We start from the raw sequence: 13,816 nt of genomic DNA, 5'->3' as shown, positions 1-13,816 counted from the left end.
GTCCACACAGTTGAGCATGGTTGACACGGCTGACTAGTGTGGAACACATGCGCGAACTCCAGGCCAGGATCATTGAAGAAATGGGCGTCCAGCCCCGGATCGACCCCGCGGGGGAGGTGCGCAAACGCGTCACGTTCCTCAAGGAATACCTCAAAGCCACACAGACCAAGGGCTTCGTCCTGGGCATCTCGGGCGGCCTCGATTCATCCCTGGCCGGCCGGCTGGCCCAGCTTGCGGTTGAGGAGCTGGAGGCCGAGGGGGTGGAGGCCAATTTCGTCGCCGTCCGCCTGCCCTATGGCGTGCAGCACGACGAGCACGACGCCCAGGCGGCGCTGGACTTTATCGGTGCGAAGACCGAGTGGGTCTTCAATATCTCGGCTGCCGTGGACGCCTTCGAGGAGGAGTTCGAAAAGACCGTGGGCAACGGGATCTCCGACTTCCATAAGGGCAACACCAAGGCCCGCACCCGCATGACCGCCCAGTACGCCCTCGCCGGGGAACACAATTACCTGGTCATCGGCACGGACCATGGCGCCGAGTCCGTGACCGGATTCTTCACTAAATACGGCGACGGCGGCGCGGACATCCTCCCGCTGTTCGGGCTCAACAAGCGCCAGAACCGCGCCCTGCTTGCCGAACTCGGCGCCCCGGCCCGGGTCTGGGAGAAGGTTCCCACCGCCGACCTCCTCGACGGGACGCCCGGACGCACCGACGAGGACGAGTTGGGCCTCAAGTACGACCAAATCGACGACTACCTCGAGGGCCGCGACGTTCCGGATGCCGTGGCTGAGCTGATTGAGCAGAAGTACCTGCGCACCCGGCACAAGCGCACGGTGCCGGTGACGATCTTCGACACATGGTGGAAGCACCAGGGTCCCGAGGAGCCCAGGGTGGGCCTCTGACGTAGACAGATCCCAAAGGCCAGAGCCGGAACGGGGCACTTTGAGCCCGGGCTACGCCGGTACCGCCCCAACCGCCGGCGTGTCCGTGTCAATGTGCCCCGCTTGGGCTGGTCCCGGACGGCTGCCGGGCATCAAAAGTGCCTGGCTACCAGGGAGCAGCTACGGGATCAGCACGATCTTGCCCCGGACGTGGCCCCCGCGGCTGATCCCCAGCGCCCGGGCGGCTCCGGTGAGGGGGATCCGGTCGTGGATGTGGAAGCGGAGCCTCCCCTCGGCAGCCAGCCGGGCCGCTTGCGCCACGCGACCGTCCAACTGCCGGACCGGGGCAACTCCCGCGGCGTTGGATTCCTCCGCGGGCACGGTGGTCACCGCGGTGCCGTGGCCGCCCAGCAATGCGACGGTAGCCGCCGTCGACTCCTGCCCGCCAACGGTGTCCACCACTGCGGTGACGCTGCCCAGGGAGCGGACGCGCTCCGCGAGCCCGTCGCCGTAGGCCACAGGCTCGGCTCCGAGACCGCGCAGATACTCGTGGTTCGGCTCCGAAGCCGTGCCAATGACCCGGGCGCCGAGGTTCCGCGCGATCTGCACCGATGCCGAGCCCACCCCGCCCGCCGCGCCATGGATCAGGACCGTGTCCCCCGCGCCGACCCCCAGCTGGACCAGGGCGGAATACGCTGTACCGCCCGCTATCGCCACGCAGGCCGCCTGCTCAAAATCAAGTCCCGCCGGCTTCGACGTCAGCTGACCGGCCGGGAAGTTGGCCACGGAGCGGTAACCGCCGGCGAGGCCGTTCCAAATGACGTCGTCGCCCACTCCGAAGGCGGAAACGCCGCTGCCGACGGCGGTCACGGTCCCTGCCGCTTCACAACCGGGGACAGCAGGCAGAGGCAGCGGGAAGAACGACTCCAGATAGCCGGCCACGAGCTTCCAGTCCAGCGGATTGACGGCGATGGCGCGAACCTTTACCTGCACCTCGGCGTCACCCGGCGCCGGCAGGTCCTCTTCGCCAGCGACGAGGACGTCCGGCCCGCCGAAGTGGTCAAAGGACATGCTGATGCTTTTCATGAGCTGCGCTCCTTGGTTTCAACACGTTTCGGCCCGCATGCTGACAGCATCTGGCACAACCCGTGAGTGCGCAAGGGCCTTTGCCTGGTCACCAACTTCCACGCCTGACGGACGTATCCTGAGCCAAACGGGGCACTTTGAAACCCGGCCGGGCGCCTTCGGCCACAGCTGCCGGCGTGTCCGTGTCAATGTGCCCCTCGAGAGCCCGGACTCCCAGGGGCTACCCCGGCAAGCGGGTCAGGCGCCCCCGGGGGCCCGGTTCAGGAGCGTCGAGATCCGGTGCGCTTCGTCCATCAGCAGACGCCCCAGAAATTCGCGGCGGTCCTCCCGAAAACGGGGTTCAATTCCGGTCAGGGAAAGCGCCCAGGCCGGCCTGCCGCGCTGGTCAAAAACCGCCGCGCCCATCCCCCAGCTGCCTTCCAGCACCAGGCCAGGATTGACGGAATAGCCTGCCTGCCGGGTGGCTTCCAGATTCGCCCGGACCAGCTCCTCCGTATGTGCGGCGGCAAAGTTGCCCGCGTGCGAGGTCCAGCCGGCCAGTAGTTCCTCCTGCTCGTCCTCGGGCAGGAAAGCCATAATGGCGGTCCCGGCCGAGGCAACGCCCAGGGGAAAGCGGACGCCCTCGTGAAGGACGAAGGAGCGCACCGGGAAGCTGCCCTCCTCCCGAAGCAGGCACACCGTTTCGGCGCCCCGGCGGATGGAGAAGAACGCGCTTTCGCCGGTCTCCTCGGCGAGCCGGCGGAGGCTGGGCCTCGCGATGTCCTCGAGCGGGAAGCGGGCCGAGGCCACGGAGCCCATCAGCAGGATTTCCGGGCCCAGCACCCAATTGCCGCTGTGCGGGTCCTGGTCCAGCAGGCCCTCGGCGGCCAGCGAGGAAAGCAGCCGGTGCACGGTGGGGCGGGTAAGCCCGGACTCCCTGACGAGTTCCACGAGCGGGGACCCTTCCGGCTTCCGTCCGACAATGCGCAGCAGGGAGGCGACGCGGCTGACGACCTGTGCGCCCTGGACCGGTAGTGACGACATTTTCTTCCTCGGACTTTGCGTTCGATCCGGCTAAATCATCCATATTGTGGACACTGATCAGCTTACCGTCCACACTGTAAAAACCGCACCTTGCATACCAAAAACGCTCATTGACAGCCGCTATTTCGGCACCGTAGGCTCCAACACCAGAGGAACAGTCCACAAAGTGGATTGCGTCAAGAGCTCAATGAGGAGATGCGATGACAAAGCTGAAATCCGGAGCGGCGGCCGCGCTGCACGACGTGTTGCGGGACGGCATGACGCTCGCCGTCGGAGGCTTTGGCCTCAGCGGCATTCCGGCCGACCTGATCGAGGCGGTGCGGGATTCCGGGGTCAGCGACCTCACCGTGGTGTCCAACAACATGGGCGTGGACGGCAAGGGCCTTGGCATTCTCATCGAGGCAGGGCAGGTCCGCAAGGTCATCGCCTCCTATGTGGGCGAGAACAAGCTCTTCGCCGAGCAGTACCTGGCCGGCAAGCTGGAGGTGGAGTTCACCCCGCAGGGCACCCTCGCCGAGCGCCTCCGCGCCGGCGGCGCCGGCATCCCGGCGTTCTACACCAAAACCGGCGTCGGGACCCTTGTCGCCGAAGGCAAGCCGCTGGCCGAGTTCGACGGCGAGACTTTCGTCCAGGAGCGCGCCATCAAAGCCGACGTCGCCCTGGTGCACGCCCACACCGCCGATACCGACGGCAACCTGATCTACCGTTACACCGCCCAGAACTTCAACCCCGTCGTGGCAACGGCCGGCGCCGTGACGGTGGCCGAAGCCGAAGTGATCGTGGAGCCCGGCCGGCTGGACCCGCACCACATCGTCACACCCGGCGTCTTCGTCCAGCGCCTCGTGCAGGCCAGCGCCCGGGTCAAGGACATCGAGCAGCGGACGGTCCGCCCCCGCGCCGAATCCCTCTCCGCTTAAGCCCCGCCACCGGCGCGAACGAACACTTAAGCCCCGCCAACTTTTAACCCCCAAGGAGAAACCCATGGCTTGGACCAGGGATGAAATGGCCGCCATCGCGGCCGAAGAACTCAACGACGGCGACTATGTCAACCTTGGCATCGGCATCCCCACACTGGTCGCCAACAACCTGCGCGACGGCGTCCGCGTTGTGCTGCAGAGCGAGAACGGCCTGCTCGGCATGGGGCCGTTCCCCTACGAGGGCGAGGAGGACGCCGACCTCATCAACGCCGGCAAGCAGACCGTCACGGTCCTCCCCGGCGGCAGCATCTTCGACTCCGCCGCCTCCTTCGGCATGATCCGCGGCGGACACGTGAAGGTTGCCATTCTCGGCGCCATGCAGGTCTCCGGGAACGGTGACCTCGCCAACTGGACCATCCCCGGCAAAATGGTCAAGGGCATGGGCGGCGCCATGGACCTCGTCGCCGGCACCCCTCGCGTCGTGGTCCTCACCGAACACAACGCCAAGGACGGCACCCCCAAGATCGTCACGGAATGCACCCTGCCACTCACCGGCCTGAGCTGCGTTGACCGGATCATCAGCGACCTCGCTGTGTTTGACCTGGTCAAGCATGATCAAGAATCAGGCGGCGGCCGGCAGCTCACACTGACCCGCCTCGCCCCGGGCGTCACTGTGGAGGAACTCCGCGGGAAAACCGAAGCCCGCTTCGACCTCGCCCCCTCCCTCGACGCACCCACGAGCATTGAAGCCAGCACCACCCTTGAAGGAGTAACCGCATGAGCCTGCGCGAACAGTTCGGCAAAGACGTCCTGCTGACCGGCTGGGGCCACAGCCGCTTCGGCAAACTCACCGACGAGACCCTGGAGTCACTGATCGTCCAGGTCGCCACGGAGGCGATCGGCAACGCCGGGATCGAACCAGGCCAGATCGACGAGATCTACCTCGGCCAGTTCAACTCCGGCATGATGCCGCTGGCGTTCCCGTCCTCACTGGCACTGCAGGTCTCGGAGCAGTTGGCCAACGTCCCGTCCACCCGGGTGGAGAACGCGTGCGCCTCTGGCTCGGCCGCGTTCCAGCAGGGCACCAAGTCCCTGCTGGCCGGCACCGCAAAGACGGTCCTGGTGATCGGCGCCGAGAAGATGACCCATGCCGGTGCCGACGTTGTGGGTGCTGCCCTGCTCGGCGCGGACTACGACATGGCCGGCAAGGCCTCCAGCACCGGCTTCACCGGGCTGTTTGCCGAGGTGGCCAAGCACTACGAGAAGCGCTACGGCGCCGCCGTCGGCAATCTCGGCGACGTGCTGGGCACCATCGCAGCGAAGAACCACCGCAACGGCGTCGACAACCCCTATGCCCAGCTGCGCAAGGACCTCGGCGAGGAGTTCTGCCGAACCGTCTCGGACAAGAACCCGATGGTGGCCGACCCGCTGCGCCGCACCGACTGCTCCCCCGTGTCCGACGGCGCCGCCGCCGTCGTGCTTTCCGTCGCCCCAACCGGGGGCGCCACCGCGCCCGTCCGGCTCGCCGGTTTCGGCCAGGCCAACGACTTCTTCCCCGCCGCGCGCCGCGACCCCACCGCCTTCACCGCGACGCGGGCCTCCTGGCAGCGCGCGCTGGGGATGGCCGGCGTCGGGCTCGATGAGCTGGACTTCGCCGAGGTGCACGACTGCTTCACGATCGCCGAACTGTTGATGTACGAGGCCATGGGCCTGACCGAACCGGGGCAGGGGTCACGTGCTGTCCAGGAAGGCTGGGTCTTCAAGGACGGCAAGCTGCCCATCAACGTTTCCGGCGGGCTCAAGGCCAAGGGCCACCCTGTGGGGGCCACCGGCGTCTCGCAGCATGTCATTGCGGCCATGCAGCTCACCGGCACCGCCGGCGCCATGCAACTGGCCAACCCGCGCCGGGCCGCCGTGCAGAACATGGGCGGCGTGGGGATCGCCAACTACGTCAGCGTCCTCGAAGCCGTCTAGGCAAACCCGGCAGCGCGGGGTCGGGGACACAAGTGTGGTGTGAGGTGGGAATTGTCCGGGTCCAGCATTGAAGCCGTCGCGGATCTGTTGTTCCGTGACCTGCAGTACCTGAAGGCGAGCAGCGTTCGTCGGTGCCTCGACGAGGTGCCCGGATACCGCGGCGTGGCCGAAACGGACATCAGCTCCTCCGTTGAACAGAATCTTCGCATCGCCATCCAGGCGGTGAAGTCCGGTGTGGTGCCCGCGTCGTCGGAACTGGCGCCGGAAGCCCGGGTGGCCCAGGTCCGCTTCCACCAGGGCCTGCGCATCGAAGACATCATGCGCGGCTATCGCCTCTCCATGGCGGTGATCCAGGACCGCTTCCTTGACATCGCCCACGAACTGGAGCTCGGCGACCGCGAAATCCTCGCGGCACACCGGGTCCTCTGGGGCGTCAGCGACTCCTATACAGCAGCACTCGTCCATTCCTACCGCGAAAGCAGCGTCCAGCAGGCGGTGCGGGACCATGAGCTGCGCCAGGACTATTTGCGCGCGGTGCTGGCGGGGTCGCTCGCTGACAGCGAGCTGCGCACACGTTCTTCGGACTTCGGGATCGATCCGCAGCGCGCCTTCCATGCCCTGCATGCCCGGGCACGGCCCGGGGCTTCGCCCGATGAGCTGCTGCGCGTCCTGACCGGGCGTCTGGTGACCGGCGACGGCGTGCTGACGCTGCGTGCGGGCGACGTCGTGGGGTTTGTGGCCCTGCGGCCTGAGCTGTCCGGGGACACCGCCACCATCGCGCTGGGTCCTGCCCTTCCGCTCGCAGAACTGCCCCGGTCCAAGACCGCAGCCGACCGGGTCTTCGACGCCGCCTGGAAACGGCCCTCCGGCGGCGTCTTCTCCCTGGAGGACCTGACGTGGCGGACCGCCGCCGGCGACACGGATGTCACGGCAGTGCTGCGCCAGCGCTACCTGGCCCCGTTTGCCGCCGACGCCGAATTCGGCCGCATCGTGTTGGATTCCGTCCGGGGCTACCTGGATCACGATCGCAGGATTTCCGCCGCCGCCAAGGCCCTGTCCGTGCACGAAAACACTCTTCGGTACCGCCTGCAGAAGTTCGAGCAGGCCACGGGCGCGCGCCTGGACGCCACGGACACCATAGTCGAGCTCTGCTGGGCCTTCGAGGCATGCCAGGAAGCGCCCCCGGAGCCGTTGTAGGAATCCACAACGGCCGCCGAAGTCCCTTTGAGCTGGCTCCATAGTCCGGGGCGCCGGCTCCTCCGTAACGTGGTTTGCATCACAGCCGGATGATCTGCTGACCCGGGACCTGACGGTCCGGACGACGCACCCTTGATCGTCCGGGACCATCGGATCTGGGAGCAGCCGGATGAGCGTCATCACCGCCGCACCACCTGTCAGCAGGGCACGCCAACTGGCGGCCGCCACCGTCGGAAACATCGTTGAATGGTTCGACTGGTACGTCTACTCCATGCTGGCTTTGTACTTTTCCACCCAGTTCTTCCCGAAAACCGGCGACCCCATTGTCCCGCTGCTCAGCGCCATGGCGATCTTCGCCGTCGGCTTCTTTATGCGTCCACTGGGTGGTTTCCTCGGCGGCATCGTGGCCGACCGTTTTGGCCGGAAGAAGGCACTCACCACGACCGTGATGCTCATGGGCGTCGGCAGCCTCCTCGTGGCCATCGCCCCCACCTACGAGCAGGTCGGGGTGCTTTCGCCCATCGTCCTGGTGGTCGCCCGTCTGCTGCAGGGGCTTTCCACCGGCGGCGAATTTGCCGCCTCCTCCACATTCCTGGTGGAATCCGCACCCGAGGGCCGCCGTGGCTTCTTCTCCAGCTTCCTCTACATCGGTGCGACCCTGGGCAATCTCGCCGCAATCGGCTCGGTGGCCTTGCTCGTGGCGGGCCTGCCGGACGAGGCCATGCGCGAGTGGGGCTGGCGCGTGCCGTTCGCCATCGGAACCCTCGGCGCGGCGGCCGGCCTGTTCATCCGCCGGTTCGCCGAGGAAACGCTGGTGGCCGGGGACGCAGAACCCGGCTCCGGGCCGGGCGCAGCGCCCGCGAGGAAGCCCTCCGTCTTCGAGTTCATGCGCACGCACCCGAAAGAATGCCTCCTCGTCTTTGCGATCAACGCCGCCCCCACCCTGTTCTTCTACGTATTCACGTCCTACCTGCCGACGTATGCGCACATCACGGTGGGCTTCGACATGAAGAACGGCCTCCTGGTCGGGCTGATCTCGTTGTCCTACTTCGCGGTCCTACAGCCGGTCATGGGCATCCTCTCGGACCGGATCGGCCGCAAACCCCTCCTGCTGACCTTCGGCCTTGGATTCACCCTGCTGACCCTCCCCCTGCTGAACTCCCTGCAAAACAGCTTCGTGAGCCTGCTGGTGGTCCAGATGGCGGCCCTGACACTGCTGGCCTGCTACACGTCCATCACATCCGCCGTGATGTGCGAGCTCTTCCCGGCCAGGATCCGGGCCGCCGGAATCGGACTGCCCTACGCGCTCGGTGTGGCACTGGTCGGCGGGACCGGACCCTATGTAGCCACCTGGCTGGCCGACGCCAAGATGATCGACGTTTTCGGCTGGTACCTGACCATCCTCGCGGCGATCACCACGGCCGTCTTCCTGCGGCTGAAGGAAAGCTACAAAACGGGACTGCCGCAGTGAGCATCATCGGATTCTTTGACCGGGGCTGGCAGTCCAACCCCAACGGCATCGCCTACGTCCAGGGCGCCACCTCCTACACCTTCACCGAGGCCGGCGAGCTCTCCTGCCGGATCGCCAACGCGCTGCTCGCCTCCGGATTCTCCTCCGGGGCGAAGATCGCGGTTCTCGCCCCCAATGATCCCCTGGCCTGGATCTGCGTCCTGGGCATCTGGCGGGCCGGCCTCACCTGGATTCCGGCCAACCCGGCGAGCCCGGGCGGGGAAACCGCCCAGCTGCTCGAATCGTTCGACGCCGAACTGGTGATCTTCCATTCCAGCCTGGCCGAGGACGCCCGCCACCTCCGGGACCGCCTCCCCGCGGTCAGCCAGTGGGTCCAGTTCGGACCCGACGACGCCGGGCCCGCGGACACCTCTTTCGCCCAGTGGATCGCCCCGCACCCGGCCACCAAGCCGGCCGTCAACGCCGCCCCGGACGACGTGGTTTCGCTGGCCCCGACCGGGGGCACCACGGGGCTACCGAAGGGGGTGATGAACACCAACAGAAGCCTGTCGGCCTTCGCGACGCACCTGATGATGGCCGCGCACTACGGCTCCGAGGACACGATCGTGAACCTGGCCGCCGCCCCCATGACGCACACCGCCGGGCTGCTCAGCCTGGCCGCAACCGCTCGCGGCGGCACCGTCGTGGTGCTCCCGAAGGCGAATCCGGCCGCCGTGCTGGATGCCATCGAAACGTATGCGGTGACCGACCTGTTCCTGCCTCCCACAGTCATCTACCGGCTGCTGGAAGTGCTGCAGGAAACGCCGCGAAACCTGTCCTCGCTGCGGTACCTGATCTACGGTGCCGCGCCGATGTCCGTCGAGAAACTGAGGCAGGCGCTCACCGCCATCGGTCCGGTGATGATGGAGCTCTACGGACAGATGGAGGCTCCTGCGTCCGTAACGTTCCTCCGCCCGGACGAGCACTTCGCCGACGGCGCCATCGCTCCCGACTCGCGGTTGTCCTCCTGCGGGCGGCCCTACCCCTTGGTCGAGGTCGAGGTGCGCGACGACGACGGGCTGGCACTTCCGCCCGGAACCCCCGGCGAGATATGCGTCCGGGGCGATCTGGTCATGAAGGGCTACTACAAGAATCCCGAGCAAACCCGGGCAGCAATCCGGGACGGCTGGCTGCACACCGGCGACATCGGGCTTTTCGACGACGAAGGCTACCTGCACCTCACGGACCGGAGGCGTGACCTCATCATTTCCGGCGGTTTCAACGTCTACCCCAGCGAAGTGGAGCAGGTGATCTGGGGACACCCGGCGGTCCGCGACTGCGCAGTGATCGGGTCACCGCACCCTGACTGGGGCGAGGCGGTGACCGCCGTCGTCGAGCTCAACGAAAACTGCTCCGTCACGGAGCAGGAGATCATCGCCCTCTGCAAACAGGAGCTGGGCAGTATCCGGGCGCCCAAAGCCGTCCACCTGGTCCCGGCCCTGCCCCGCAGCGTCAACGGGAAAGTCCTCAAGAAGACCATTCGCGAATCCTTTTGGCGCGAGCAAAAAACCAAGATCTAGGAGAACCTCACATGTCGAAGAGACTAGAAGGAAAAATCGCGCTCGTCGTGGGCGCCGGGTCCAGCGCGCCCGGAATGGGCAACGGTAAGGCCACAGCCATCGCCTTTGCCCGCGAAGGCGCCACGGTGGTGTGCACCGACGTCAACGCGGCAGCCGCAAAGGAGACCGAGCGGCTGATCCTGGACGAAGGCGGCCGCGCACGGCACCTCGCCTTCGATGTCACCGACTCCGCCGCCGTGGGGCGTGCCGTCGCCGGCGTCATCGAGGAATTCGGCCGGATCGATGTCCTCGACAACAACGTCGGCATCGCCAAAGTGGGCGGCGTCGTGGAACTCGATGAATCCGAGTGGGACCGGGTCCACGCCATCAACCTCAAGGGCCCCTTCCTGACCATGAAGCACGTCATCCCGCACATGGTCGCCCAAGGCGGCGGCTCCATCATCAACATCTCCTCACTGGCAAGCATCCGCTGGACCGGGGTCCCGTACTCCACCTACTACTCCTCCAAGGCGGCCCTCAACCACCTGAGCCGGACGACCGCGGCCGAATACGCCTCGAAGCACGTCCGGGTCAACGCCATCCTTCCCGGCCTGATGGAAACGCCCATGGTGACGGAATCCGCGGAGCTCGCCGGAGCCTACGCGGACGGCCAGCGCGAGCAAATGCTCAGGAAGCGGCACGCCCAGGTCCCCATGGGCCACATGGGTACGGCCTGGGACGTGGCCAACGCCGCCGTCTTCCTGGCCAGCGACGAGTCCGCGTACATCACGGGCGTCGAGCTGCGGGTGGACGGCGGGATTTCACTGGGGTTCTGAACCCGTCTCAGTCACGGGCGTGTGTCCGGCGCGATGCGGGGTCAGGAGTAGTCGTTGTAGAAGCCGCGGCCGCTCTTGACCCCCAGCCAGCCCTTGGCGATGTACGCCTGCAGCATGGCGGCCGATTTGTTCTCAATGCCGGCCACCTCGCAATAGTGGTTCTCGATGTCGAGGACCACGTCCAGGCCCACCTCGTCCATGAAGCGGAAGGGGGTGGTTTCTGCTTTGAAGACCTCGGCGAACAAGGCGTCCACGTCTTGTGGCTCCGCCACGCCCTCGGCGACGACCAGCAGCGATTCTCGCTTGATCGCCGCCCAGATCCTGTTGAAGATGAAGCCGGTACTCTGCTTGCGCACCAGGTGCGGCTTTAGCGCGTACTTCGGCAACTCCCCCATGAGCAGTTCCAGAATCCCGGGATCGGTGTGGCCACTGGACATCAGCTCCACCGAACGTACTTCCGGCGGCATGTAGAAGTGCATGTTCAGGACACGTTCCGGGCTGCTCAGGCCGCCGACGAATTCTGCGGAGGAAAACGAGGACGAGTTGCTGGCCAGAACGGCGTCCGGGGCCGCCAGTTGATCAAGGTCGGCGAAGATCGCCTGCTTGAGGCCAAGTTTCTCCGGGACCGCCTCGACCACGAGCCACGAATCCCGGAGGGCCTCGACAAGGTTGTCCTTAGCCGCCAGCCGGACCGCCGGGCTGCCCCCAAGCTCTTCCACCGCGCGGTGGCGGTGCGTGGCAATGTATTCGACGGCGGCCCTGGCAACGGCGAGGCTTGTGTCGTAAACGCGCACCTCGGCGCCTTGGAGCGAAAGCATCAAGGCGATGCGCCGGCCCAGGGTGCCGCCGCCGATGATGGTTATGGGTCGGTCCGCGGTGTTGACCGGGAGCGCGTAGGTCATGTCAGTTCCCTTCAGGAGGCTAAACGGGGCTATCGGCGGGCGCCGGCTGCGCCTCCCGCCCCTGGCCCCTGGGCTTGGGGCCAGGCCGCCGGGCAGCCACCTTGCGGGCTTCGTCATGAACTTTCGCTTCGTCCCCGCCCGCGGAGCGGTATCCAAGGGCTGCGCTGGCCCTTTTTGCCGCTGCGGCGACGATGGGACCCAGCCGCTCGACGTCGTCTGGGCTGACCCGCTGGATCGGGAAACCAAGTCCCAGGACCGCCGCGAGCTGGCCGTCGTATCTGAAGACGGGTGCGCTGATCGAGCCGACGTCGCTGTTCCGTTCGCCGAAAGCGGCAAAGTAACCCTGCGTGCGGGCCAGTTCCGCCTGCTCGTCCAGCTGCGCCCAGCTCTGCGGCGTTGAGGGAGTGTAGCGGGTGAGTTCCGTTCCGTGCAGCGCCTCCCGGGCACCTGGGTCGAAGGCAAGGAAGACCTTGCCCGGAGCGCCGGCGTGGATGGGCATGACCTGTCCCACCAGGAAAGGCCGCATGACCACGTGGCGGGTCTCCGCGACGGCCACTACCGTCCGGTATGCGCCGTCACGCATATACAGGCAAGCCGTTTCGCCGGTTTCGTCGCGAAGCTCCTGAACAATGGGGCGGACCAGTCTGACCACATCGAGGCCGAGGGTTCCCGGGGCTGCCCACTGGACCAGCCGCAAGCCGATGCGGTAGCGATCGCCGTCACGGTCCAGGAATCCTTCCCGGACCATGTTCTGGACGAGCCGCTGACACGTGCTCGGGGGCAGTCCGGTGGTGCGCGCGATCTGCTGGAGTGTGGGCTCGGGCGATTCGATGGAGAAGCAATTGAGGATCTCGCTCACCTTCCCCAGCACAAGAATTGGCGTTGCGCCCGGATTCTGTTCTTTTGCCACCGCGTTACCGCCCGCCACCTGCCGCCTGCTTTCTACCCTGTCCGCCCATCCTAGCCAGCCCGCTGACTGCCTTGGATTGTGACTCTGGACTATGACCGTTGACACTTTCAGGATAAACCCGCAATATGGGTTTTGAAACCACGATGTGGGTTTTGCTGCAGATGCGGCAGACCCGGGAGGAGCTGAACTATGACGGACAGGACACCGGGGTACCAGGATGGAGGGCCATCCTGGGGAAGTGACGCAGGTACGTCAAAGATCGGACTGATCGTTCCGAGTTCGAACACAACAATGGAAACGGAACTGCCTGAGCTCTTCCGGCGGCAGTCGCAGGTGACAGGGCATTCCTACACTTTCCACTCCGCCCGTGCCGCGCTGAAGAACGTGACCCCCGAGGAGCTCGCGGCCATGGTGGCAAAGGCCGGAGAGTGTGCCGCCGCCGTCTCCGACGCCGACGTCGACGTCATTGCGTATGCCTGCCTCGTGGCGGTGATGGCCCAAGGGCCCGGAGCCCATACCGGATCCGAGGACGTCATTGCGGGGGCGGCTGCAGCAAACGGGCATCCGGCACCGGTCACCAGCAGCGCCGGGGCGCTTGTCAGGACGCTGCAGTCGATGGGTGCCCGCAAGGTTGCCATGGTGACGCCGTACGTTCCCGCTCTTACCAAAATGGTGGCCGACTACATCGAGGGCGCGGGCATCATGGTGCAGGATGTGATCGGGCTTGAAGTGGCGGACAACCTGGAAGTCGGCCGGCTGGACCCCCACGGGCTCCCGGCCATAGCCGCGCGCCTGAACAGCACCGGCGTTGACGCTTTGGTCCTCTCAGCCTGCGTCCAAATGCCCTCCCTCGCCGCCGTCCAGCGCGTGGAAGACGAGCTCGGCATACCGGTGATCACCGCCGCCACGGCCACCACCTACGAAATCCTTAGGGCCCTTGGCCACACGCCCTCCATCGCAGGCGCCGGGCAGCTACTCGCCGGCGAATCGGGCCGCACGTCCAGAGCCCCCGCGCCGAGCACAGCCACAGCCAACTAAGTCAATCTGGGCGGTACGCCCAACTCGTCAGAACAACGGAGTG

13 protein-coding genes are annotated in these 13,816 nt (G+C 66.4%); 9 read left to right on the top strand and 4 right to left on the bottom strand.

Features of this window, described 5'->3' with window-relative positions:
* Nucleotides 1-47 precede the first annotated feature (47 nt).
* Nucleotides 48-902 (top strand): ammonia-dependent NAD(+) synthetase, encoded by an 855-nt coding sequence (nadE, locus tag ACP4XC_RS03055; protein WP_427173425.1) that lies wholly within the window; start codon nucleotides 48-50, stop codon nucleotides 900-902.
* A gap of 159 nt (nucleotides 903-1,061) precedes the next feature.
* Here nadE and ACP4XC_RS03050 read toward each other — a convergent pair whose 3' ends face one another.
* Both ACP4XC_RS03050 and ACP4XC_RS03045 read right to left on the bottom strand, forming a co-directional pair.
* On the bottom strand, nucleotides 1,062-1,967 hold the full coding sequence (locus tag ACP4XC_RS03050) for an NADP-dependent oxidoreductase (protein WP_427173424.1): 906 nt from the start codon (nucleotides 1,965-1,967) through the stop codon (nucleotides 1,062-1,064).
* A gap of 237 nt (nucleotides 1,968-2,204) precedes the next feature.
* Complete coding sequence (locus ACP4XC_RS03045) at nucleotides 2,205-2,990, bottom strand: IclR family transcriptional regulator (RefSeq protein WP_427173423.1); 786 nt, start codon at nucleotides 2,988-2,990, stop codon at nucleotides 2,205-2,207.
* Nucleotides 2,991-3,190: 200 nt separating this feature from the next.
* Between ACP4XC_RS03045 and ACP4XC_RS03040 the strand changes: the two genes are divergently transcribed.
* The 7 genes from ACP4XC_RS03040 to ACP4XC_RS03010 all read left to right on the top strand — a co-directional run bounded on the left by ACP4XC_RS03040 (nucleotide 3,191) and on the right by ACP4XC_RS03010 (nucleotide 10,923).
* Complete coding sequence (locus ACP4XC_RS03040) at nucleotides 3,191-3,907, top strand: CoA transferase subunit A (RefSeq protein WP_427173422.1); 717 nt, start codon at nucleotides 3,191-3,193, stop codon at nucleotides 3,905-3,907.
* 64 nt (nucleotides 3,908-3,971) lie between these two features.
* Entirely contained in the window at nucleotides 3,972-4,688 is a 717-nt protein-coding gene (locus ACP4XC_RS03035; protein ID WP_427173421.1) for a CoA transferase subunit B, read from the top strand.
* Nucleotides 4,685-5,881 (top strand): acetyl-CoA acetyltransferase, encoded by a 1,197-nt coding sequence (locus tag ACP4XC_RS03030; RefSeq protein ID WP_427173420.1) that lies wholly within the window; start codon nucleotides 4,685-4,687, stop codon nucleotides 5,879-5,881. The genes ACP4XC_RS03035 and ACP4XC_RS03030 overlap by 4 nt, the downstream gene beginning before the upstream one ends.
* A gap of 39 nt (nucleotides 5,882-5,920) precedes the next feature.
* A complete protein-coding gene (locus ACP4XC_RS03025) occupies nucleotides 5,921-7,078 on the top strand; it encodes a PucR family transcriptional regulator (RefSeq protein ID WP_427173419.1) in 1,158 nt (385 codons plus the stop codon).
* A gap of 169 nt (nucleotides 7,079-7,247) precedes the next feature.
* Complete coding sequence (locus ACP4XC_RS03020) at nucleotides 7,248-8,549, top strand: MFS transporter (RefSeq protein WP_427173418.1); 1,302 nt, start codon at nucleotides 7,248-7,250, stop codon at nucleotides 8,547-8,549.
* On the top strand, nucleotides 8,546-10,108 hold the full coding sequence (locus ACP4XC_RS03015; RefSeq protein WP_427173417.1) for a class I adenylate-forming enzyme family protein: 1,563 nt from the start codon (nucleotides 8,546-8,548) through the stop codon (nucleotides 10,106-10,108). The genes ACP4XC_RS03020 and ACP4XC_RS03015 overlap by 4 nt, the downstream gene beginning before the upstream one ends.
* Nucleotides 10,109-10,119: 11 nt before the next feature.
* Nucleotides 10,120-10,923 (top strand): SDR family NAD(P)-dependent oxidoreductase, encoded by an 804-nt coding sequence (locus tag ACP4XC_RS03010; protein WP_427173416.1) that lies wholly within the window; start codon nucleotides 10,120-10,122, stop codon nucleotides 10,921-10,923.
* A 41-nt stretch (nucleotides 10,924-10,964) separates the two neighbouring features.
* Here ACP4XC_RS03010 and ACP4XC_RS03005 read toward each other — a convergent pair whose 3' ends face one another.
* Entirely contained in the window at nucleotides 10,965-11,825 is an 861-nt protein-coding gene (locus ACP4XC_RS03005) for a 3-hydroxyacyl-CoA dehydrogenase family protein (protein ID WP_427173415.1), read from the bottom strand.
* Between the two features lie 19 nt (nucleotides 11,826-11,844).
* Nucleotides 11,845-12,684, bottom strand: a complete 840-nt coding sequence (locus tag ACP4XC_RS03000) for an IclR family transcriptional regulator (RefSeq protein WP_427173414.1) — start codon at nucleotides 12,682-12,684, stop codon at nucleotides 11,845-11,847.
* Between the two features lie 240 nt (nucleotides 12,685-12,924).
* Here ACP4XC_RS03000 and ACP4XC_RS02995 point away from each other — a divergent pair, with 240 nt between their 5' ends.
* Nucleotides 12,925-13,773: a maleate cis-trans isomerase family protein gene (locus tag ACP4XC_RS02995; protein WP_427173413.1), complete on the top strand. Its 849-nt coding sequence runs from the start codon at nucleotides 12,925-12,927 to the stop codon at nucleotides 13,771-13,773.
* The last annotated feature ends 43 nt before the right edge of the window (nucleotides 13,774-13,816 follow it).

Origin of the sequence: Arthrobacter sp. 92, from assembly GCF_050260325.1 — a bacterium.
In the GTDB taxonomy this organism is placed as follows: Bacteria; Actinomycetota; Actinomycetes; order Actinomycetales; family Micrococcaceae; genus Arthrobacter.
The sequence above is the reverse complement of the archived record's forward strand: the minus strand, read 5'-3'. Positions and strand labels throughout refer to the sequence as shown.